This window comes from Arthrobacter sp. KBS0703 (assembly GCF_002008315.2).
GTDB lineage: Bacteria > Actinomycetota > Actinomycetes > Actinomycetales > Micrococcaceae > Arthrobacter.
In genome coordinates this window covers 382,153-404,529 of the sequence record NZ_MVDG02000001.1, presented here as the reverse complement: position 1 = coordinate 404,529, position 22,377 = coordinate 382,153, and the positions used below count along the sequence as shown (strand labels likewise).

The window sequence follows — 22,377 nt, the reverse complement described above, 5'->3', positions numbered from 1 at the left end:
TATCCGGCCTGCACCTGCTAAGGCGAAGATGACCGGTCCCCGGCGGAGACCAATACGAACAAAAGCGGGAGTCTACGGCGCGGGAGGCCGTTCCGCGTGCCGTCCGTCACGGGGATTCATCGGCCGAAACACGGCGCCTCATGACCCTGCGTTGCGCGGTATTTCAGCGGATTTCCAAGGGTTTCCTGCCGTGACCGGGCCGCTTTCCTGCGCCGGCCAAGTGCGCTTACATCGATCCATCGGGCCGCTGCGGCGGCCGGCAGTAACCCTGGCCACAGAGCCAGCCAAGCAACCATCGAAGGAACCCCCATGAAACGACACCTGACCATCCTGAGTGCTGCGGCCGCCGTCGTCATCGCCCTGACGGTGTCCGGCTGCGGTGGCCCCTCGGTGGCCGGCACCGGCGCCCCGGGCGCCACCGAGGTCAAGGAGCTCCGGTACCAGGGCTGGGCCAACACCGTGACCCTCCCCGAACTGGCCCAGGATCTCGGCTACCTGGGCGATGTGAAGCTGAACTGGGTGGGCAACACCATCAGCGGCCCGCAGGACATCCAATCCGCGGCCACCGGCCAGACGGACTTCGGCGGCGCCTTCGCGGGTGCCGTGGTGAAGCTCGTCGAGGCCGGGGCACCGGTCAAGGCCGTCATCAACTACTACGGCGAAGACAGCAAGACCTTCAACGGCTACTACGTGAAGGCGGACAGCCCGATCCGGACGGCCCGGGACTTCATCGGCAAGAAGATCGCGGTCAACACCCTCGGAGCGCACTCGGAGGCCGTGATCAACACCTACCTCAGGAAGAACGGGCTCAGCGCGGACGAGATCAAGCAGGTCCAGCTCGTGGTGGTGCCGCCCAACGACACCGAGGAAGCTATCCGCCGAGGACAGGTGGATGCAGGCTCACTGGGCAGCATCCTCCAGGACAAGGCCATCGCCAACGGAGGGCTGCGGTCCGTCTTCAGCGACTTCGACCTGTTCGGCAGCTTTGCCGGCGGCCCCTACGTGCTCCGGGGAGACTTCATCGCCCAGAACCCCAACACCACCCGGACGTTCACCACGGGCGTCGCGAAAGCCATCGAGTGGGAACGCACCACGCCGCGCCAGGAAGTGATTGCGCGCTTCACCAAGATCCTGAAGGAGCGCGGCCGCAATGAGAACCCCGCCGCCCTGCAGTACTGGAAGAGCGTGGGCGTCCCCAACAAGGGCGAAATCAAGGACGAGGACTTCACCCGCTGGAACGAATACCTGAAGTCGGTGGGCATCATCAAGTCCGACCTGGATCCCAAGAAGCTCTACACCAACGAGTTCAACGGACTCATTTCCAACTAACACACCGCCAGATACGCACCGCCAGTAACCCACCGCCAGCGCCACCACAGTAAGGAAGAACAATGACCGTCATTACCGAAACCAAGCTCGAATTCGCCAAGCTGGGCTCCCGCATCGGGGCCGAGATCCGCGGCCTGGACCTCAGCGGGGACCTCTCCGCCGAGACTGTCGCCCAGATCCGCGCGGCACTCAACGAGCACAAGGCCCTGGTGTTCCGGGAAGCCAACATCCTCACCGACGAGGCACAGGTGAAGTTCGCCAGCCACTTCGGACCACTCACGAAGGCCCACCCCACGGTCGCATCCGTAGAGGGCGAGGAAAACGTCCTGCCGGTGGACAGCGAGAACGGCTCCGCCAACAACTGGCACACGGACGTCACGTTTGTGGTCAACCCGCCGCAGGCCTCCACCCTGCGCAGCATCGACCTGCCGGCGTACGGCGGCGAAACGCTGATCGCGTCCTCCGGTGCCGCATACCGCGACCTGCCGGATGAACTGCGCAACTTCGCTGACACGCTCTGGGCAATCCACACCAACGACTATGACTACTCGGTGCCCAAGAACCTGGAGCATGCCAACGCCGAAGAGCGCCGCAAGGAGTTCACCCGGCTCAAGTTCGAGACCGCCCACCCCGTGGTGCGTGTCCACCCGCTGACCGGCGAGCGCGGATTGTTCATCGGGGGCTTCGCGCAGCGCCTGCGGATCGTGGGCCTGTCCAACACCGAGTCCAGGGACATCATCCGGCTGCTGCAGGCCTACGTCACCCGGCCCGAGAACGTGGTGCGGGTCAACTGGGAGCCCAACCAGCTGGTGCTCTTCGACAACCGGATCACCCAGCACTACGCTCCGGACAACTACGACGGCCAGCCGCGCAAGCTCAACCGCGTCACGATTGCCGGCGACATCCCGGTGGGCGTGGACGGCACGCAGAGCCAGGCTCTGAAGGGCGACTCCTCCACGTATTCGGAAGTCGCCCCGCTGAACTAGCGGCCCCCAGCCCAACTAGGTCGCAGTTAATGTCGTTTTGAACGCTCATAACGACATCTACTGCGACCTAGTTGGGTTAAGCGGGGCGAATGAGCGGGCCGGGGTTAAGGGATGTTGGTTCCCCGGGCCGTGACCCACAGCTGGTACCACTCGGCCCGGGTCATGGCTTCGGCCGCGCGGGCGGCCCCGGCACAGGCGCGGATCCGGTCCGGATTGGCGGTTCCGATGACCGGCGCGATCCCTGCCGGGTGCCGCATGAGCCACCCCAGCAGCACGGCTTCGGCCGTGGTTCCCTTGTCCCGCGCCATGTCCGCCAGCAGCGCAGCCGTGGCGGCCTCGGCAGGTGTGGGCCGTTCGGGCGGATTCCCCGTGTAGTGCCCGCGTGCCATTGCGCCGTAGGCCTGCAGGGTGATCCCCTGCCGTGCGCAGTATTCGATCGTGCCGTGGGGGAAGCTGTGATCCGCCGATTCCGGGTGGTTGACGAGCACCGTGCTCTCGAGCCAGGACCGCTTCAGCAGGCTCATCTCCAGCTGGTTGGCCACCACCGGCGTCTCCAGGGCGTCCTGGAGGTACGCAATCTGCTCGCCGGACATGTTGGACACGCCCAGCGCCCGCACCTTGCCTTCCGCCATGAGCTTCCCGACGGCGGCCGCCACCTCGGCCGGGTCCATCAGGGGATCCGGGCGGTGCAGCATCAGGACGTCCACGTAGTCCGTGCGCAGGCGCTCGAGGCTGCCGTTCACGCGCTCAATGATCGAATCGCCGCTGAGATCGTAGTGGGTTTCCAGTCCGCGCTCGTTGAGGCGGATGCCGCACTTGGTCTGCAGCCGGATGCGCTCGCGCAGGCCCGGCGTTGACGCCAGCACCTCACCGAAGACAGCCTCGGACTTGCCCCGGCGGTAGATGTCCGCGTGGTCGAACAGTGTGATGCCTGCATCCAGCGCCGCGTCGACGGCGGCAGCGGCCTCCTCCACGTGGTGGACGTCATGCGGTTCGTCGGACCATCCGCCGCCAAGGCCCATGCAGCCGTAGATGAGCTCCTGCGCGGACGATGGAACGTTGTGATCAGTCATTGCTTCACTCTTTCATGAGTCGCGGCAGACGCACAGGTGGCGGCGCCCCGGCCGGGCACCGCCACCTTTACTTGTTGTTGAGTTATGTCAGCGCAGCCAGGCCGTGGTGTTGGCGGGCAGCCTGCCCTCTTCCAGCGGGGCGCTGCTGACCAGCACGGTCCCGGCGGGAAGCTCGACGGCGGTGTCGCCGAAGTTGGTCACGGACTGCCAGCCGCCGGGGCGGCTGAAGTGCAGGACCTCCGGGTTGCCGGTTTCGATCCATTCCAGCTCTTCGTCGGACTGCAGTTCCCGGCGCAGCTTCAGGGCCGTGCGGTAGAGCTCCAGGGTGGAGCCTTCGGTGCCGTCCTGGGCGTCGACGGCGTACTTGCTGAACCAGTCCGGCTGCGGCAGGTGGGCCCCGCCGTCGCCGAAGCCGAAGGAGGTCCCCTCAACCTTCCACGGCAGGGGCACGCGGCAGCCGTCACGGCCTACTTCGACGCCCTTGTTGCGGAAGAACGACGGGTCCTGGCGCTCGGCGTCGGGGATGTCCGCGACTTCCTGGAGGCCCAGCTCCTCGCCCTGGTACAAGTAGGCGGAGCCGGGTACCGCGAGCATCAGCAGCTGTCTCTTATACACATCTAGATGTGTATAAGAGACAGGGCGCGGCGCTCGCCGAGCGCCACGTCCAGGTCCTCTTCGGGGCCGCCGGCCAGCAGCCAGTCCTTGCCGTCCTGGCCCTTGGCGTGCTTCTTGGCCTTGGAGGTCTTCGGCAGGCCGTAGCGCGTGGCGTGCCGGACGACGTCGTGGTTGGAGAAGACCCAGGTGGAGGACGCACCGGTGGCGGCCGCCTCGGCGAGGTTGCGGGCGATGATTTCCCGGAACTCCTCGGCGTCGAAATCGGCCTGCAGGAGGTCGAAGTTGAACGCCTGGCCCAGGCCCTCGGGGCTCGCGTAGCGCGGCCGCCGGGTGGCGTGCACCCAGGCTTCGGCAACGGCGGTGCGCGGCGGGTTGTACTCGTTGAAGACCTCGCGCCATTCGGTGTAGACCTCGTGGACTTCGTCGCGGTCCCAGAACGGGTGCGAGCCGTCATCGAAACCGTCGGTCCCGGTGTTGGCCGCGCTCAATTCCAGCTTGGACAGCAGCGGTTCGGTGAGGTCCTTGGTCAGGGCGTGCGCCACGTCCACGCGGAAGCCGTCCACGCCGCGGTCGGACCAGAAGCGCAGGGTCTTGAGGAAGTCGTCCCGGATTTCCCGGTTGGCCCAGTTCAGGTCTGGCTGCTCCTTGGCGAAGATGTGCATGTACCACTGGCCGGGGGTGCCGTCCGGTTCGGTGATGCGCTCCCAGGCGGGTCCGCCGAAGACCGAGTCCCAGTCCGACGGCGGAAACTCGCCGTTCGGGCCCTTGCCGTCACGGAAGATGTAGCGGTCACGCGCCGCGGAACCCTTGGGGGACGCGAGGGCTTCCTTGAACCATTCGTGCCGGTCCGAGGAGTGGTTGGGGACGATGTCAGCGATGAGCTTGATGCCGGCGGCGTGCAGGGCCGCTGCCATCTCGTCAAAGTCCTCCAGCGTGCCCAGCTTGGGGTCGACGTCGCGGTAGTCGTCCACGTCGTAGCCGCCGTCGGCGAGCGCCGACGGGTAGAACGGGCTGAGCCAGACGGCGTCGATTCCCAGCGATTTCAGGTACGGGACCTTGGCCGTGATGGCCTTGATGTCGCCCAGGCCGTCCCCGTTGGAATCGGCGAAGCTGCGCGGGTAGATCTGGTAGACGGATGCCTGACGCCACCAGTTCGGATCGGCCAGACGGTCGGAATCGGACAGGGTTGCCAGTGTGGCAGTGGTGGACAAGGGATGATCCTTTTCTTGTGGTTGGGGTTGTTGCTGGACTGGGTTGATGGGTCTATTTAACGGCCCCGCGCATGACTCCGGAGAGTACCCAACGCTGGGCCAGGATGTAAACCACCAATGTGGGGGCCATGGCCATCAGGTAGGACGCGAACGCGAGGCTGTAGTTGGTGTTGAACTCGCCCTGGAACAGCATCTGCACCACGGGGAGGGTCTGGAGGGAGGGGTCGGCGATCATCATCTGGGGCAGCAGGAAGTCGTTCCAGGAGCCGAGGAAGGCGAAGATGCCCACGGTCGCGTTCATGGGGGCCAGCAGCGGGAAGATGATCTTGCGGAACACCTGCCACGTGGTGGCGCCGTCCATGCGGGCCGATTCCTCCAGCTCCACCGGGATGGAGCGGACGAAGGCGATGTAGAGCAGGGTGTTGAACGAAATCCCGCCGAGCACGTGCAGGAACACGACGCCGGCCGGGTTGTCCAGGCCAAGGAGTGCGGTCTGCTTGATCAGCGGCAGGATGATCACCGGGAGCGGGATGAACATGGCCGAGAGCAGGTAGATGAAGGAGCCGCGGAAGAACCTCCGGTTCCAGTTCCGCGCGATGGCGTAGGCCACAAGCGAACTGCTGGCCAGCGAACCGAGGACGCTCAGCACTGTGACAAAGGCGGTGGACATGAACGCCCGCGGGAAGTCCGTGGAAACGTAGGCCGCCGAGAAGTTTTCCCAGTTCATCGGCGTGGGCCAGGCCAGTCCCGTTCCCGTACCGATCTGGTCCGGTGACTTCAGCGCCATGGCCACGGTGAAGTACAGCGGCAGCAGGACCGTCAGCGAGGCCACGATCATCAGCGCGGTGAGCCACCAGTTGACCTTGTAGCCCTCGCGGCCGGAGCGGCGGGGGCGTCGGGGGCCGCCGGAGAGGCCGGAGCGGCCGGCCTTGCGTGCGGGAGCCGCGGCTACGGCCAGGGTGTCGGAAAGTGTGGAAGCGGTCATTAGAGTGAAACCCCCCGGCGCTGGATGAGGCGCAGCTGGATGACGGAGATCAGCAGGGTGATCAGGAAATAGATGACGGCGTTGGCCATCTGGTAGGAGTAGTCGCCGCCGGTAAAGCCGGAGAAGATGCGCATCGCCACCGACTGGGTTGCCATGCCGGGGCCGCCACCCGTGAGTCCCACGATGATCTCGTAGGTCCCCAGGAAGCCCTTGAACCCCAGGATCACATTGATCACGAGGTAGCCGAGGATCAGCGGCAGGGTCAGGCTCATGAACTGCCGGAAACTACCCGCGCCGTCGAGGTCAGCGGCTTCGTACACTTCGGACGGCACGCTCTGCAGCCCTGCCAGGTAGATGATGGTGGCGCCGGGGGCCGCCTGCCACACCGTGACCAGCACGATGGCGAGCCAGGCGAGGTTCTCGTTGGCGAGGATGCTCGTGGCGAGCGGCGTCACACCGAGCCGCTCAGCCAGCACTGGAAGGGTGTTGGAGAACAGGTAGTTGAACACGAAGGACACGATCAGGGCCGACAGCACCATGGGGATGAAGAACACGGTGCGGATGCCCGTGCGCCACTTGATCTTGGCGTTCAGGCCCAAGGCGATCGCCAGGGCCACGACGTTGACCACCACGGTGGTGGCCAGGGCGAAGACGAACGTGAAGATGTAGGACTGAAGGACCGCCGGGTCCTTGAAGATGTTGACGTAGTTGGACAGTCCGATGAACTTCCAGTCGCCGTAGCCGGCGTAGTTCGTGAGGCTGAAAAAGACGCCCACGAGGGCCGGAAGGGTGATGAAAAAGGCGAAGAGTGCCAGGACGGGAACGATCATCCAGTAGTACGTGGGATCGATTCTGTTCCCGGACCGGACGGTTGTGGTTTTGGCGGAGGCGGAAGTCGGTGCGTTGCGTCCTGCGGGAGGGGCTGTCTGGGCCACCCGGGATGTTGCGGTCATTGGGGCTCCTGGAGTCGGGCGGGTGTCAGACGGCGGTGCGCTCGGCAACGCGCCGCCATTCGTCGTCGAGGGCTGTGAGGAACTGTTCGCCGTTCTTGCCGTACACAAAGGACTGGACGTAGTTGTTCAGCGGCACGGACGGCGGGAAGTAGGTGCCGGCGCCCTGGTAGTAGCGTGCTTCCTTGACGGAGGCGCCCAGCCCGCTGATCTGCGGATTTTCGACGGCGGGAGCGTCCTTGAGCGGGGAGAACGCGGCGTTCTTTTCGTTGTAGGTGTTGACCACCGACGGCTCCAGGAGATAGTTGACGAACCGCTGCGCAGCGGCCATGTTGGGCGTGTTGCGGGTAATGGAGAGCGCCATGTCCACATTCACGCGGGCTTTGGTCTCCTCCGGGTTGTTCGTCACCGGCAGGGGGAAGCTTCCGAGCCGGATCCCCTTGTTCGCTGCAACCAGCTGGGACAGAGCCCACGGGCCCTGCAGGTACATCGCCGCCTGGCCCTTGGAAAACGCGGCGTTGCCGTCTGCGTAGTTCTTGCTGGCTGCGCCGCTCTGGGCGAAGGACGCCAGCTGCAGCATCTTTGGCAGCGCCGGGCCGAAGTTGTTGGCGAAGGACTCGGGCGCGTCAGCTGTGATGGCGGCGCCCCTGGCATTGAGCTTCGAGAAGAAGTCCGCAACATCCAGCGAGCCGCCGGCGACGTAGTCGAACATGCCCTGCGCGAGGGTCCAGGGATCCTTGTACGTGCCGTAGATCGGCGCGATGCCTGCTGCCTTGAACGTTTCGCAGGCGGCAACAAACTCGTCCCAGGTGGTGGGGACCGCCACGCCCTTGGCCTCGAAGATGTCCCTGTTGTAGATGACCCCGGCTGCCGCCAGCGAGAAGGGCAGGGCGCTGACCTCGTTCCCGTTGTACTGGCCCCAGGAGCTGATGAGCTCCTGCATCTTGGGATCGATGGTGGCGGTCACCGGCATGCCTGAAAGGTCGGCGAAGATGCCTTTCTTGACGAAGTCGGCGGTGGCCTGTGCGAATCCGCGGGTGACGACGTCCGGCGGATCGTTGCGGACCAGCCCGGGAACAAAGTTGCCTTCGTTGAAGTCCTGGATGACCCGGATGTCCGGGTTCAGTGCCTCGAAATCCTTGATGACCTGGTTGAAGTAGGCCACCACCTCGGGCTTGTTCTGCATGAACCGGAGCGTGGTCACGCCGTTTTGGGTGCTGGGCGCGGCGCCGCAGCCGGGCGAGGGCTGTCTCTTATACACATCTAGATGTGTATAAGAGACAGCCAGCGAGGCCTGCGAACTTCAGCAGCGCGCGCCTGCCAACCGGCGCGTTCCCGCTGAGCGCGGCATTTCCGCTAACCAGGGCGTTCCCGCTGAGCGCGGCGGCGCTCACGGGGCGGATACCGACGTGAGCGGGGGCGGGGACTGGGAAGGCTTGGGCTGGAGGGGCCGGGGTGGTCCGGGCGGGCAGTGCTTCAGGATGCTGTTCACGGTTGCTCCTTTGCAAAAGGGGTGAAGGTCTGGTTCTGGAAGGCAAAGCCGGTGGTCGGCGGCCGTCCGGCCCACCATGCTCAAAGTTTATATAGAATCTAAATTTAGTTCCTCAAGTATTATGTGGTGAAAAGCACAAGGAGGTCAACACCATGCCCGAGATGACGGCGGCCACGCCCCAGCTGTTGCGGCGGGTGAGCGCCGGGGCTGTCCTGGATTTCATGCGCGCCTCCCAGGCCGTGACCGTCACCGACGTCATGCAGGCCACCGGCCTTACCCGGGCGACCGCGATCTCGGTGTGCGAAGACCTCATGCATCGGGGCTGGATCCGGGAGCTGGAAAACCAGCGTGCCTTCGGCGGATACCAAAAGGGCAGGCCGGCCCGCAGGTTCGAGCTGAACGAACGCGGCGGCTACGTCCTGGGGATGGACGTGGGCTACTCCAAGGCCACGGTGGTGGTGTCCGATCTCCGCGGCAAGGTCCTGGGACGGTCCAGCCAGCCGTTCGCGCTGGCCGAGATCACCGCCGAGGAACGCGTGGCCATGATCGACAAGACCGCCATGGTGGCCCTGCACAGCGTGGGCGCCTCCCCCGACTCCGTGCTGGCCGTCTGTGCCGGCATCGCCGCTCCGGTGGACCGCAAGGGAAACGTGCTGGCGGCCCAGCAGTTCTGGGGGCTCTTCGACGTCGGGCTTAAGGCCGCGCTTCAGGAGCTCCGCGGGTGGACGGTGCTGCTCGAAAACGACGCGAACCTCGCCGCCCTGGGCGAGCGCTGGCGCGGGGCGGCCGAAGGCGTGGACGACGTCGTCGTCATCCTGGCCAGTGAGCGTGTCGGTGCCGGAGTGCTCGACGACGGGCGCCTGCTGCATGGCATCGGCGGCGGCGCCGGCGAACTGGCGTTCCTCGACATGGTGGAGGGCGTGGGAAACACGTTCGGCATCGCCGCCCTGGCCAGGGAGTGGGCGGAGGAGGCGCTGGCCGGACCAGCGAGGACGTCACTCCGCGAGCACGCCAAGGAGGGCGTCGAACCCGAACACGTCTTCGCGGCCGCCGCCGCGGGAGACACCGTGGCCCTGGGAATCCTGGACCGGCTGGCCGAGCGGATGGCAAGGATCATTGGCGCCGTCGCCACGATCATCAACCCGGAACTGGTGGTCATCGGCGGGGCCGTGGCCAACTCGGCGGGCGTCTTGCTGGCGCCCATCGCCCGTCACCTCAAGGAGTTCACCGCGACGGCCCCGAAGCTGGCGGTTTCGCCGCTGGGCGACTCCATCGTGACGGTGGGGGCCGTCAGGTGCGCCCTGGATTACGTGGAGAAGAACACCCTGGACCTGGAGCTGTCCCTGCCGGCCTAGGCGCTGTCCGTCCTCCGCCGCCGACTCATTCCGGCATGATCATGGTGCGCAGGTCCAGCTGGCGCAGCACCCGGTCCGCCACTTCCGGATCCATGTCCGACTCGCTGCGGGCCGCCACGACCTCCTGGCGGGCGGCGTCCAGGGCGATGGTCTGGACCGTGATGGCCAGCTCCCGGCCGCGCTCGCGCTTCTCGGCCAGGCTTTCGTTCTGCAGGCTGCCGTCCAGGAGTTCGGCGTGCAGGCGGGTCATTTTCTCCTTCACCAGCGCCACCTTCTCCGGCGGCAGCTCCTTGACGAGCTCGTGGTCCTTGAGCGCAGCCACCGCGGCCGCCTGGGCTCGCCTGGCCAGGAGGCGGGCCGCGTCCCGCTCCTCCGTGCCGTCCTGGGAGGCCTTCAGGACCCGCATCAGCCACGGCAGGGTGAGCCCCGGCAGCACCAGCGTGGCGAGCAGCACGGCGCAGGCTATGACCAGCAGCTCGTCCCGCGCCGGGAACGGCGTGCCGTCCGCGAGGGTGAGCGGGAGTGCCAGTGCGAGCGCCAGTGTGGCGAGGCCGCGCATGCCGCACCACGTCAGGATGAGGACCTCCTTGGCGGACGCGGGCTGCAGCAGGTTCTTGCGCTTGCGGGCGGACAGAGCCAGCAGGCCCAGCCAGCCGAACCGCACCGCGAACACCAGGATGCAGACCACCACTGCGGTGCCCACCATGCCGAGGATCCCGGAGCCTTCCGTGCGGATGACGTCCTGGATTTCCAGCCCCACGAGGCCGAAGGCCAGCCCGGTGACGAGGAGTTCCACCACGTCCCAGAAGGCCGTCCGCGTGACGCGTTCGGCGGCATCCTGCGGGCGGGAGTGGCGCTGCATCTCCAACGCCGTCACCACGACGGCGATCACGCCGGATGCGTGGAACTCTTCAGCCAGGATGTAGGCGGCGAACGGCACCACGAGGGTGACTGCGCTGCGGGCCACCATGGACTGCACCAGCCTGGTGATCAGCGCGGTCAGCCAGCCCATGGCGATCCCGACCACCACGGCAAGGGCAGCTCCCACCACGAACTTGAGGACGACGTCGGACCCCAGCTTGGTGCCGGCCACCGCGGCGGCCACTGCGGCCTGGAAGATCACGATGGCGGCGGCGTCGTTGAAGAGGCCCTCACTCTGGAGCACCGTGATGAGGCGCCGCGGCATGTGGACGCGGCCGGCCACGGATTCGACGGCCACGGGGTCAGGCGGGGCCACCATGGCGCCCAGGGCGATGGCGGCCGGGATGCCGATGCCCGGGATCATCAGCCATGCCGCGCCCGCGACCACCGCCGTGGAGATCACTACGAGGGCCACAGCGAGCATGATGAGCGTTCGCCAGCGCACCCGGAACACGGCCCAGGAACTGCGCTGGGCCGTGGCGAACAGCAGCGGGGGCAGGAAGATCGGCAGGATGAGCTCGGGCGGGATCTCAAGGTCCGGAAAGCCTGGGATGAACGTCAGCGCCACGGCGAGGATGAGCATCAGGACCGGGTAGGGCAGCCGGAGTCGGTCTCCCAGGCCCACCGCCACCACGGTGGCGAGCAGGAGTCCGATGATGAGTGCCAGCTGGTCCATGTGCTCACTTTCCCCGGAGTGTTGGGCCTGCACCGTCCCGTGAACGGGGCGCAGGCCGTGCCTTTCCACAATACCGGGAACACCGTGCGGCCTTTTCGACGGCGGCTGGCCTCCGCCGCGCCGGCCGCTACTTCACGAGTTCCAGCGCGGCGGCGACCGGGAGCGTGCCGTCCCGGAATTCGATGGTCTTGCCGGCGATTCCCGGCAATTCGAGCACGGCCGCCACGACGATCGCCACATTGGCGCGCGAAGTCTCGGCGCCCTGCCAGGAGTTATCGGGGTTGACGTCGATCAGGCCGTTCCCCGGCCCGTTGGTGAGCTGGCCGGGGCCGAGGATGGTCCAGTCCAGGCCCGTGCCGCGCAGGTATTCATCCGCGGCGGCCTTGGCCTCGGCATAAGCGAAGAAGCCGTTGTCCTCGGGGACGCCGTGGTCCGGTCCGGCGCCGAAGTACGACACCATGACGTAGCGGCCCACACCTGCCTCCGCCGCCGCATCCATCGACCGGATGGCGGCGTCGCGGTCCACGGCGTAGGTGCGCTGCGGGGCCCCTCCCCCAGCACCGGCGGACCAGACCACGGCGTCGTGGTTCCGGAGCGCGGCGGCGATTTCCGCCGTCGTCGAGTTTTCAACGTCCAGGACCGACGGCGAGGCGCCGGTGGCCGCGACGTCGGCGGTGTGGTCCGGGTTGCGGATGAAGGACGTGACGCTGCGCCCCTCTTCCGTGAGGAGGGCGGACAGGTGGAGGGCCACTTTGCCGTGGCCGCCGATGATAGCGATTCGGGTCATGCCACCCATTGTGTCCCAGCCTGCCCGGGAGCCCCAGTCCCGCCGCCGCCGCGGCGCGGCCAGGCGTCAGGTCCGGTTCCGGTAGCGGAGGTAGACCACACCGTTCCCGAACCGCCTTTCGTCGAGCAGTTCGAGCCGGAGCCGGACGTCGTCCGGGAAGAACTTCTTGCCGCCGCCAACCGCCAAGGGCGAGACGAACATCTGGAACTCGTCCACAAGGCCCGCCCGGATGGCCGAGGCGGCGAGGTCCGGACCGCCGATGATCAGGTCCTGTCCGGCTTCCGCCTTGAGCCGCCGGACGGCGTCGGCGTCGAACTCGCGCTCAATCTTGGTCCGTTCGGTGGACGGCTGGGCCAGCGTCCGGGAGAAGACCACTTTGTCGGCCGCCTTCCACAGCTGCGCGAAATCCTGGACGTAGTCCGGCTCCCCGGCGAAGGCGTCCGGATCCTCCCACGCGGCCATCACCTCGTACAGCCGGCGGCCATAGAGGTGGGTCCCCACCGGGCGCAGCAGCTCGTTGACCAACGTGTGCACCTCGGCGTCGGGTTCGCCCCAGTCGAAGTCGCCGTCGCGGTCCGCCACGAAGCCGTCCAGCGACATGATGAGCGAGTAGATCAGCGTGGCCATGGCGGCCCTCCTGTGTTCGGCGGCGGACTTTTCCCGGGCGGGCAGCCGCAAATCCGACCCTAGGTTCGGTATGGCCGGATGGCAACAGGATGGCGCTGGCGCGCACCCGCTCATGGCCCTCCGCAGCATTGGCACAGGTTTGGATCAAGACCTGATCAAGGGCCCGCTTCCCGAGCTTTTCCGCTGTCATGCTGGTCTTCGCATCAATCAGTGCGCATCAGATTTTCATTACTCACATGGGGGAATCATGCCGTCAGGCCGGTTCAAACACGTCCGGATTCGGGCATCACTAGCTTCACTCTTCGGCCGGGCGGCCCTGGGCAGGTCCCTCGCCGCCTCGGGCCTGGCCGCGGGACTTCTCCTCGCCGGCCTCGCCGTGCCGGCGGAAGCGGCCACCTACTACTCGGCGACGCTGCGCACCGCGGCGCGGTCGCTGCCGGTCGCGGCCGAAAACAACGCAGGCTACGACCGGACCCGCTACTTCGGCACGTGGCTGGACGCCAACCGCGACTGCCAGAACACCCGCGCCGAGGTCCTCCTCCAAGAAGCGAAGGCCGCCGCGACGTACACCACCACCCGGAAGTGCACGGTCCGCACGGCACGCTGGGTGACCACCTGGGATAACCGGACGCACTACTCCGCCACGGCCGTGGAAATCGACCACACGGTCCCGGTCCACGAGGCATGGGGCTCCGGGGCGCGCTTCTGGTCGCAGGCGCGGCGGGTGGCGTTCTACAACGATCTGGGCGACGCGCGCTCCCTGAATGCCCAGACGGCGGCCCTGAACTCCGCGAAGCAGGCTCGGGGACCTGAATCGTGGATGCCGCCCGCCAACAAATGCGCCTACATCGGCCAGTGGATCGCCGTGAAGATCCGGTGGGGCCTGCGCGTGGACAGCGTGGAGAAGGCCGCCCTGATCCGGTATGCCGATTCATGCCCCAACGTGATGGTGAGCGTCACCAAAGTCTGACGCCGGTCCTGCAGGAAGGCCCCGCACCGTCCGACGGCGGTGCGGGGCTTTTTCTTGCCGGTTTAGGGGCGTCGGCTGGTCTCCGTCGCGGGTCACCCCGGGCGCGGGACGTCACCGTGGCCTGGCGCCGGCGGGCCGGTGACAACGCGGTGCTGCACCATGGTCCACAGGTTGGAAACGGTCCAGTAGATCAGGACGCCTATGGGAAAGACGACGCCGCCCACCCCGAACACGATCGGCAGGATGTAAAGCAGCACCTTCTGCTGCCGCATGAAGGGGCTGGCCATGGCGTCATCGGGCATGCTCATGGCCATGATGTGCTTCTGCGTGACGAACTGCGCGGCCGTCATGGTCAGGATCATCACGATGGTCAGGATGGTGACCGCTGCCTGGCTGCCCCCGGCACCTCCGTGCAGCAGCGAGGCCGACAACGGTGCGCCGAAAATGCTTGCCTCGTCGAACTGCGCCACCTGGTCGCGGCTCATGGCACCGATGCCCCTGCCCTGGCCTTTGGCTGCGGTGATCCCGGAGAGCACCTGGAAGAGGGCGAAGAAGAACGGCGTCTGGATCAGCAGGGGCAGGCAGGCGGAGAAGGGGTTGGTGCCGTGCTCCTTGTAGAGCGCCATCTGTTCCTGGGCCATGGCCTGCCGGGACAGCGGATCGGTTTTGCCCTTGTACTTGTCCTGCAACTTCTGCAGGTCGGGCTGCAGAAGCCGCATCCGGCGCTGCGCCTTGATCTGCTTCAGGAACACGGGAATCAGGGCGGCCCGGATGACCAGCACCAGCCCGATGATGGACAGCGTCCAGGTCCAGCCGCTTGCCGCCGGCATGCCCGCGAAGCTCAGGCCCTCATGGATGCCCACCATGATGACGGACACAAGCCACTTGAACGGAAACATGATTGTTTCGAAGAGGTCCACTGATATCCCCATTCGCCAGTGCTGCCAAGCTACGGGGAAACGTGGTTCTTGTCACGGTCCCGTGTTGCAGGCGGAACTGAAGACAGAAAAGCCCCCGGAACCTTGCGGATTCCGGGGGCTTATTCTGTAGCGGTGGGGAGGCTCGATCTCCCGACCTCACGATTATGAGTCGTGCGCTCTAACCAACTGAGCTACACCGCCACGAATGAGAAAAACCTGTGTCAAGCCGGTCAAGACCGCCTTGACACAGGCCCTCATTCAGAGCCCCCCACCGGAATCGATCCGGTGACCTCGTTCTTACCAAGAACGCGCTCTACCACTGAGCTAGGGGGGCAACGAGTAAATACTCTACCGGAAGAGTTCCCACTCAACAAATCGGCGGGAGGGCGCCTCCGGAGCCGCCGAAACAGTTGCACAGGAAGGATTTTTGTGGCCTCGAAAATGCCCTTTTCGGCCCTTCGCGAGACCGGATTAAACAGGTATGGACCGGCTCGAAAGCCGGTCCATCCCTGTCAATTCAACACTGCTGCCAGGGAGCTACTCCCCCGGGCCGGTGGTTACCACTTGCCCTTGCGGTTAAAGCCGCCCTGTCCGCCTTCGTTGCCGTGGCGGGGCTTGCGTGAGCCGTCGCCGTGACCGCCGAAGCGGGAGTCGCTGGCCTGGCCGCGGGTGGCGCCGCTGTCAGCGCCAACGGTGCGCTCCGAACGGTCGCTGTACGAACGGCCGCCGCGGTCAGCGGAGGAACGCTCGCCGTCGCTCTTGCGGAATTCCTTCTTGAACCCGCCGTTGCCCTTGAAGTTGCCGCCACGGTCTCCGCCGCCGGAGTAACCGCCACGGTCGCCGCCGCGGTTGCCCTGGTAACCGCCGCGCTCGCCGCCGCCACCGGACGGCTTGCGGCCGTTGTCCAGCTCGAGGTGGATCAGCTCGCCGCCGATCCGGGTGCGGGACAGGGCCTTGAGCTGATCGGCGCTCAGGTCCGCCGGAAGCTCCACGAGGGAGTGGTCCGAGCGGATGTCGATGCCGCCGATCTGGGCCGAGGAGATGCCGCCTTCGTTGGCAATGGCGCCCACGATGGAGCCCGGCATGACGCGCTGGCGGCGTCCGACGGCGATCCGGTAGGTGGCGTTGCCCTCGGTCAGCGTGCGGGTCGGGCCGCGGGAGCCGAAGCCGTCCTTGGAGCGTTCGCGCTTCTGGAACTCGGGAGCTGCAGGCAGTTCCTTGACCAGGAGAGGCTGTCCGCCCTGTGCCATGACGGCCAGTGCAGCGGCGATCTCCGCAGCCGGAACGTTGTGCTCTTCCTCGTAGGACGCGATCAGGTCGCGGAACGCTGCTACATCTTCGGACTCGAGGGTCTCCGTGATGCGCTCGGCGAACTTGCCCAGGCGCAGCGTGTTGACGGTCTCGGCGGTGGGCAGGTGCATCTGCTCCACCGGCTGGCGGGTGGCCTTCTCGATGGAACGCAGCAGGTACTTTTCCCGCGGGGTCATGAAGAGAACGGCGTCGCCGCTGCGGCCTGCACGGCCGGTGCGGCCGATGCGGTGGACGTAGGACTCGGTGTCGTGCGGGATGTCGTAGTTGATCACGTGGCTGATGCGCTCAACGTCAAGGCCACGGGCCGCGACGTCGGTGGCCACCAGGATGTCGATGCGGCCTTCCTTAAGCGCCTCGACAGTCCGTTCGCGCTGCTGCTGCGGGATGTCACCGTTGATGGCGGCAGCCTGGAAGCCGCGGGACCTCAACTTGTCGGCCAGGTCCTCGGTGGCCATCTTGGTGCGCACGAAGGCGATGACGCCGTCGAACTCTTCGACCTCGAGGATGCGGGTCAGCGCGTCCAGCTTGTGCGGGCCCATCACCTGCAGGTAACGCTGGCGGGTGTTGGCGCCGGTGGTGGTCTTGGACTTCACCGAGATCTCGGCCGGGTTGTTCAGGTACTGCTTGGACATCCGGCGGATCTGGCTCGGCATAGTTGCGGAGAACAGTGCAACCTGGCGGTCCGAAGGCGTCTGCTGGAAGATCTGCTCCACGTCTTCGGCGAAGCCCATGCGGAGCATCTCGTCAGCCTCGTCCAGCACGAGGTACTGCAGCTCGGACAGGTCCAGGGAACCCTTGGCGATGTGGTCGATTACACGGCCGGGGGTACCGACAACAACCTGGGCACCGCGGCGGAGGCCGGAGAGCTGGGGGCCGTAGGCGGAGCCGCCGTAGACCGGGAGGACGGTGAAGTCGTCGATGTGCTTGGCGTAGGAGGTGAAGGCCTCGGCAACCTGGAGCGCAAGCTCGCGGGTCGGGGCGAGAACCAGGGCCTGCGTCTTGCGGGACGGGCCGTTGAGGTCGTGGAGCTCGGCCAGGCGGGACAGTGCCGGTACTGCGAATGCTGCAGTCTTACCGGTGCCTGTCTGGGCGAGGCCCACGACGTCGCGGCCTTCAAGCAGCAGCGGGATGGTTGCTGCCTGGATGGGGGAAGGCTTTTCGTAGCCGACGTCCTGCAGGGCGGCGAGGACGCGGCCGTCGATGCCGAGATCGGCGAACTTCACGCCTTCTTCTTCGGCTTCCTCAGCCTTGGCTGCGGGTGCGGCGGGCGCCTCTTCAGCCTGGGCTTCGGCGGGCTCTTCGGCCTTGGCAGGGGTGGGCTCTGCTGCGGGGGCAACGGCCTCAGTGAATTCGACGGTCGCGGTGTCGGCAGTCGCCGTTTCGGTCTCGATGGCGTCGTTGTGATTTTCGGGCATAGGGAAGTTTCCTCATCCATAGGGGGCCAGGCGGCACAACCCGAGGTGAGCGGAGCCGCAGTACTTGTGCCGTGGTTGCCGGGCATACATTGACCGGCCGGTCACGTAGAAGTCCGGCGCTTTCGCAATCCCGTGGCAGGACTTCCCGCTGCATCTCTTGGCTGCTATCCCAGCAGTCTGTACAGCGTTTTCTTTAGCCGGCTCTCCCTATGAAAATGCCCGCTTCACATTTGCGGACTCCAACACTTGCCAGTCCTGCCTCAAAAATTGGGCAGGAATAAGGGATTTCCGGAGTGGGGGATATTTCAAGTGTAGGGCATAGATCCGCGCCTGGGTAACCGGGGCGCCTCAGACGGCGGTGAGCTTGCACACACGGGCGGCGGCCAACCCGCGTTTTCGGCCGTGCTTCAGCGGATTCGCCGCAGATTTGCACCGTTTTCCGGCGCCGCTGGATCCGGCTTCCGCGCCAACCCAGGGTTCCCCGGCACCGGGGCTGCCGAAAGCGGTGCAGAAATACCCAAAGCTGGGAGGGGTTAGCTTCCCACCCGGCGCAGCAGCTTCTCGAATTCGTCGTGGTACTCGGGCTGGAGGCGGATCTCGCCGTCCGCGTCGGCGTCCCGGAGGGCCTCCATGGCTTCGACGTCCGGCTGGCTGAACCACCGGCCGATTGTCACCCCGTGGCTGGGAACGAACAGCCGGTGGATGTGGTCGCCGGCCTGGATCGAGCCGGTCCGGATCACCCGGAGGTACGTGCCCACGCGGCCCGCCTCGGTGAAGCGCTTGACCCACTGGGCCTCCCCCATGCGCCGCTGGAATGCAGCACACGGCACGCGCGGCGAGGTGACCTCGACTTCGACATCCAGGCCGATCTTCCAGCGCTCACCGATCACCGCGCCGGTGGTCTCGATGCCGGCCACCCTCAGGTTTTCGCCGAAGATTCCGGGCGGCAGTTCGCGCTGCAGCTCGCCGATCCAGTAATCGGCGTCGGCCTGGGAATAGGCGTACAGCGCCTGGTCTTCGCCACCGTGGTGGATGCGGCTGGCCTGGATGTCGCCGTGCAGACCCAGCTTGTGCACCTTCACCGGTCCGTCCACCGGGCGCTTGTCAATGGCCGTGACGCCAACGCTCCCTTCATCAGGAAGGAGCTGGTGTACCCGGCAGACGGCAAGCAGAGTGGCGGTGTCCATGGCAACAGTCTAGGTTCTCGGCGTTCCCGGTGCCCTGACCTGCCGGGAAGGAGTCCTGCCAATGGGCCGTCCTGTCCGATTTTGTTCGCCGCCCGAGCATGCAGCTACTAGGCTTGCTGCAGGATTTCACTGGCCCGCGAGCGCAGGCGCTCAACAGCATGGAACAGCAGGGGGAACCATGGACCCGGAGAAGGACCCGCAGCAGGAACCCGGCGGGGGCCGCGGCGAGAACGCGTCCGGCGCCGGGCCCGCCAAGCCGCCGCCCTGGCAGGTACCCAAGCCGGAGCTTCACCCTGAGCTGCTGAACCAGGGCCAACAGGACGAGGGTCAACAAGGCAAGGGCCCGCAGGCCAACGGCAATCAAACCCAGGACCTCCCCCAGCCGAGTCCCATCATCGACCCCTTCGCCCGGGAGCGCGAGCGCGAACTGGCCTCCGCGGCGGCGAGGAAAAAGCGGTCGCAGCGCCGCACCGTCGTCGTCGGCTTGGGTGTGACAGCACTGCTTGCCGGCACCATCACCGCGATCGTGGCGAGCAACGAACAGGAAGCCGACTACGCGCAGGTCTGCTTCAACGACGAAACCGGCGAGCGGGTGGAGGACACCCAGTGCAACAGCACCGCTGGCCGCAGCGGCGGCCTCTACGCGTGGTATTTCTATTCCCGCGGCGCCAGCGTTCCGGCCGTGGGGCAGAACCGCTCGGCCTATCCGAGCTTCACCAAAACGGTGCCGCAGGGCGCCAAGACGTCCACGGGCTACAGCACCAAGGGCGGCACGGTCAGCAGGGGCGGCTTCGGCAGCAGCTCCAAGGGCGGAAGCACGGGTGGCTAGGTGAAGCGCTTACTGTCGGAGCCCCGGCCGGACTGGAAACAGAAAATCGAGGAGCAGGGACTGGTCTTCTCCACCACCGCCCTGCCCGGCGGCAAGAAGATCGAGTACTGGAACGAATCCGCCTACTACGAGTTCACCATGGACGAGGTGGAAGCCCTCGAACAGACCGCCGAGGAAATGCACGCGATGTGCCTCGAGGCGGCGAAGTTCCTGGCAACGGGCGCCATGGGGCCCGTCGGCATCGGACCGCAGGCCCTTGAGCTGGCGGCGGAATCCCTGCAGGCCGGCGACATGGACATCTACGGCCGCTTCGATTTCGTCTATGACGGCCAGGGCGGCGCGGCCAAGATGCTCGAATACAACGCGGACACCCCCACCGGGCTGATTGAGGCCGCGGTGGCCCAGTGGTTCTGGCTGCAGGACGTCTTCCCGGAGAAGGACCAGTGGAACGGCATCCACGAGGCACTGATCCGCCAGTGGAAGAAGCTGCAGTACCGCACCGGCATGAGCACCCTGCACATTGCGCACTCCGAAGCCGAGGAATCCGGGGAAGACTGGATGACGGCGGCCTACATGCGGGACGTGGCCAGCCAGGCCGGCTGGACCACCATCGGCATCAACATGTCCGACATCGGCTGGGACCCCAGCCTCAACCGCTTCGTGGACCTGGACAATTTCATGATCAGCACCATCTTCAAGCTGTACCCGTGGGAGCTGATGATGAAGGAGCCGTTCGGCCACCGCCTGCTCCAGCGCGCCCACAATCCGCGCTGGGTGGAACCGGCCTGGAAGATGCTCCTCTCCAACAAGGCCCTGCTGGCCGCCCTGTGGCACTTGTATCCGGACCACCCGAACCTACTGCCTGCGTATCTCAATGAGCCCGGCCCGCTGAAGGAGTGGGTGGCCAAGCCGCTGCACGGCCGCGAGGGGGACAACATCAGGATCCACGCGGAGGGCATCAGCATGGAACAGCCGGGCGGGTACGGCCGCGAGGGCTGGTGCTACCAGCAGTTCCACTCCCTCCCGGACTTCGACGGCAACCATCCGGTCCTCGGCCTGTGGGTGGTGGACGGCGAGTCGGTGGGCTGCGGCATCCGCGAATCCGACGGCCCCATCACCGATTACTTCTGCCGCTTCGTCCCCAACACCATTGACGCGCCGGCACCCCTGAGCGTCCAGGCCCACTCCAGCAAGGCAGGTATCGCCCTATGAGCACCGGAACCACGACGGCGGGAGGCGGCACCGGGGGCCGGTCCCGCGACCCCGTGCCCTCCAAGGGACTGCACGCCGGGATCCTGGACCTGGGTGACTCCGTCATGCTGGGACTGGCCTCTACCGCTCCGGTCTATTCCCTGGCCGCGACGCTGGGGCTGATCGTGGCCGTGAACGGGAACTACACACCCCTGATCCTGCTCTTGGGCTTCATTCCGGTGCTGTTCATCGCATACGCCTTCCGCGAGCTCAACAGCGCCATGCCGGACTGCGGCACCACCTTCATCTGGGCCCGGCGCACGTTCGGCCCCTGGGCGGGCTGGCTGGGCGGCTGGGGCGTGGCGCTGGCCGGCATCGTGGTCCTGGCCAACCTCGCCCAGGTGGCCGGGCAATACCTGTGGCTGCTCATCGGCGACGGCTCGATCGCCGAGAACAAGCTCGTGGTGACGGCCACGGGCGTGGTGTTCATCCTCTTCATGACCCTGGTCAACTACCGCGGGATCCGGCTGGGCGAACATGTCCAGCGCGTCCTGACCTACGTCCAGTACATCTCGCTGGGCATCTTCGCCGTGGCCATCATTTTCAGGATCACCGGCGGGACCCCGGAGGGCCAGGCCTTCGACATCGAGTGGTTCAACCCCGCCGGCGCCTTTGCCGATCCCGGCGCGGTGGTGCACGGCGCCCTCCTGGCACTGTTCATCTACTGGGGCTGGGACACCTGCCTGGCCGTGAATGAGGAAACCGAGAACCCGTCCACCACCCCGGGCCGCGGCGCCGTGATCTCTGCCTTCGTCCTCGTGGCCATCTACGTTTCCGTGGCCCTCCTGGTGATGATGTACGCCACGGTGGGCACGGAGGGAATCGGGCTGGGCAACAGCGAGAACCAGGCCGACGTCTTCCTGGCCATGAAGGACGTGGTCCTGGGACCGTGGGGGTGGCTGATCGTCGTCGCGGTCCTGGCCTCCGTGCTCTCCTCCACGCAGACCACCATCCTGCCCACTGCGCGCGGCACGCTGTCCATGGGCGTCCACGGCGCCCTGCCGCCGAAGTTCGCCGAAGTCCACGAGCGCAACCAGACGCCCGGTTTTTCCACGCAGGTAATGGGCGGCGCAGCGATCGCTTACTACGTGGCCATGAGCTTCCTGAGCGAGAACCTGCTGTCCGATTCGATCAGCTCCATCAGCCTCTTCATCGCGTTCTACTACGCCCTTACCGGCTACGCGTGCGTCTGGTACTTCCGTGGCACCCTTCGCGGGTCCGCCCGCAATCTGTGGTTCCGCGGCGTCCTGCCGCTGCTCGGGGCCCTGATCCTGACCGCGGCCTTCTTTGTCTCCGCGGCACAGATGTGGGATCCGGCGTACGGGGACACGCAGATCTTCGGCGTCGGCGGGGCCTTTGTCAGCGGCGTGGTGCTCCTGGCGCTGGGCGCGGTGCTGGCCGTGGTGTGCCGGTTCCTGCCGTCCACGCGGGACTACTTCCTGGGCACGCAGCAGGTCTACCCCCGTCCCGCAGATACTGCGCCGTAG

The 22,377-nt window shown here is 66.4% G+C and carries 18 protein-coding genes, 2 tRNA genes and 1 pseudogene; 7 read left to right on the top strand and 14 right to left on the bottom strand.

The features are described 5' to 3' along the window. Positions 1–309: 309 nt before the first annotated feature. Both B1A87_RS01865 and B1A87_RS01860 read left to right on the top strand, forming a co-directional pair. On the top strand, positions 310–1,329 hold the full coding sequence (locus tag B1A87_RS01865; protein WP_078027284.1) for an ABC transporter substrate-binding protein: 1,020 nt from the start codon (positions 310–312) through the stop codon (positions 1,327–1,329). 62 nt (positions 1,330–1,391) lie between these two features. Beyond that, on the top strand, positions 1,392–2,315 hold the full coding sequence (locus B1A87_RS01860; RefSeq protein ID WP_078027285.1) for a TauD/TfdA family dioxygenase: 924 nt from the start codon (positions 1,392–1,394) through the stop codon (positions 2,313–2,315). A 104-nt stretch (positions 2,316–2,419) separates the two neighbouring features. On the opposite strand, the gene B1A87_RS01855 is transcribed toward B1A87_RS01860, so the two are convergent. The 6 genes and pseudogenes from B1A87_RS01855 to B1A87_RS22770 form a co-directional block, all read right to left on the bottom strand. After that, the gene (locus B1A87_RS01855; RefSeq protein WP_078027286.1) at positions 2,420–3,388 is read right to left on the bottom strand and encodes an aldo/keto reductase family oxidoreductase; all 969 of its coding nucleotides are present in this window, start codon (positions 3,386–3,388) and stop codon (positions 2,420–2,422) included. 87 nt (positions 3,389–3,475) lie between these two features. Further along, positions 3,476–5,214, bottom strand: a pseudogene (locus B1A87_RS01850) (glycoside hydrolase family 13 protein). Positions 5,215–5,266: 52 nt separating this feature from the next. Continuing rightward, positions 5,267–6,199, bottom strand: a complete 933-nt coding sequence (locus B1A87_RS01845) for a carbohydrate ABC transporter permease (protein ID WP_078027288.1) — start codon at positions 6,197–6,199, stop codon at positions 5,267–5,269. After that, entirely contained in the window at positions 6,199–7,152 is a 954-nt protein-coding gene (locus tag B1A87_RS01840; protein WP_078027289.1) for a carbohydrate ABC transporter permease, read from the bottom strand. Before B1A87_RS01840 ends, B1A87_RS01845 begins: the two co-directional genes overlap by 1 nt. A 25-nt stretch (positions 7,153–7,177) precedes the next feature. Next, positions 7,178–8,335 carry an ABC transporter substrate-binding protein gene (locus tag B1A87_RS01835; RefSeq protein ID WP_144275692.1) on the bottom strand — a complete coding sequence of 386 codons (1,158 nt, stop codon included), beginning with the start codon at positions 8,333–8,335 and terminating at the stop codon, positions 7,178–7,180. 67 nt (positions 8,336–8,402) lie between these two features. Continuing rightward, positions 8,403–8,543, bottom strand: coding sequence for a hypothetical protein (locus B1A87_RS22770; RefSeq protein ID WP_185982202.1), 141 nt, complete (start codon positions 8,541–8,543; stop codon positions 8,403–8,405). Positions 8,544–8,793: 250 nt separating this feature from the next. On the opposite strand from B1A87_RS22770, the gene B1A87_RS01830 reads away from it, so the two are divergent. Further along, complete coding sequence (locus B1A87_RS01830; protein ID WP_078027290.1) at positions 8,794–9,996, top strand: ROK family transcriptional regulator; 1,203 nt, start codon at positions 8,794–8,796, stop codon at positions 9,994–9,996. A 25-nt stretch (positions 9,997–10,021) separates the two neighbouring features. Here the strand turns inward: B1A87_RS01830 and B1A87_RS01825 are convergent, their stop codons facing one another. The 3 genes from B1A87_RS01825 to B1A87_RS01815 all read right to left on the bottom strand — a co-directional run bounded on the left by B1A87_RS01825 (position 10,022) and on the right by B1A87_RS01815 (position 13,007). Continuing rightward, complete coding sequence (locus B1A87_RS01825) at positions 10,022–11,593, bottom strand: Na+/H+ antiporter (protein WP_078027291.1); 1,572 nt, start codon at positions 11,591–11,593, stop codon at positions 10,022–10,024. A 127-nt stretch (positions 11,594–11,720) separates the two neighbouring features. After that, positions 11,721–12,380 (bottom strand): NAD(P)H-binding protein, encoded by a 660-nt coding sequence (locus B1A87_RS01820; RefSeq protein ID WP_078027340.1) that lies wholly within the window; start codon positions 12,378–12,380, stop codon positions 11,721–11,723. Positions 12,381–12,446: 66 nt separating this feature from the next. Further along, on the bottom strand, positions 12,447–13,007 hold the full coding sequence (locus B1A87_RS01815) for a dihydrofolate reductase family protein (RefSeq protein WP_078027292.1): 561 nt from the start codon (positions 13,005–13,007) through the stop codon (positions 12,447–12,449). Between the two features lie 247 nt (positions 13,008–13,254). Between B1A87_RS01815 and B1A87_RS01810 the strand changes: the two genes are divergently transcribed. Beyond that, positions 13,255–13,977 carry an HNH endonuclease family protein gene (locus B1A87_RS01810; RefSeq protein WP_260680594.1) on the top strand — a complete coding sequence of 241 codons (723 nt, stop codon included), beginning with the start codon at positions 13,255–13,257 and terminating at the stop codon, positions 13,975–13,977. A gap of 92 nt (positions 13,978–14,069) precedes the next feature. Here B1A87_RS01810 and yidC read toward each other — a convergent pair whose 3' ends face one another. From yidC to B1A87_RS01785, 5 genes are all read right to left on the bottom strand, one after another. Then, positions 14,070–14,897 carry a membrane protein insertase YidC gene (yidC, locus tag B1A87_RS01805; protein ID WP_078027293.1) on the bottom strand — a complete coding sequence of 276 codons (828 nt, stop codon included), beginning with the start codon at positions 14,895–14,897 and terminating at the stop codon, positions 14,070–14,072. 127 nt (positions 14,898–15,024) lie between these two features. Then, positions 15,025–15,098, bottom strand: a tRNA-Met gene (locus tag B1A87_RS01800). Positions 15,099–15,159: 61 nt separating this feature from the next. Further along, a tRNA-Thr gene (locus B1A87_RS01795) sits at positions 15,160–15,231 on the bottom strand. A 223-nt stretch (positions 15,232–15,454) separates the two neighbouring features. After that, positions 15,455–17,623 carry a DEAD/DEAH box helicase gene (locus B1A87_RS01790; RefSeq protein WP_078027294.1) on the bottom strand — a complete coding sequence of 723 codons (2,169 nt, stop codon included), beginning with the start codon at positions 17,621–17,623 and terminating at the stop codon, positions 15,455–15,457. Between the two features lie 533 nt (positions 17,624–18,156). Then, entirely contained in the window at positions 18,157–18,810 is a 654-nt protein-coding gene (locus B1A87_RS01785; RefSeq protein ID WP_078027295.1) for an MOSC domain-containing protein, read from the bottom strand. 178 nt (positions 18,811–18,988) lie between these two features. Here B1A87_RS01785 and B1A87_RS01780 point away from each other — a divergent pair, with 178 nt between their 5' ends. Genes B1A87_RS01780 through B1A87_RS01770 form a run of 3 tightly spaced genes read left to right on the top strand, consistent with a single transcriptional unit; the run spans position 18,989 to position 22,377 of the window. Then, a complete protein-coding gene (locus tag B1A87_RS01780) occupies positions 18,989–19,639 on the top strand; it encodes a Tat pathway signal protein (protein WP_078027296.1) in 651 nt (216 codons plus the stop codon). Next, positions 19,640–20,851 carry a glutathionylspermidine synthase family protein gene (locus tag B1A87_RS01775; RefSeq protein ID WP_078027297.1) on the top strand — a complete coding sequence of 404 codons (1,212 nt, stop codon included), beginning with the start codon at positions 19,640–19,642 and terminating at the stop codon, positions 20,849–20,851. Further along, positions 20,848–22,377 carry an APC family permease gene (locus B1A87_RS01770; RefSeq protein WP_078027298.1) on the top strand — a complete coding sequence of 510 codons (1,530 nt, stop codon included), beginning with the start codon at positions 20,848–20,850 and terminating at the stop codon, positions 22,375–22,377. Before B1A87_RS01775 ends, B1A87_RS01770 begins: the two co-directional genes overlap by 4 nt.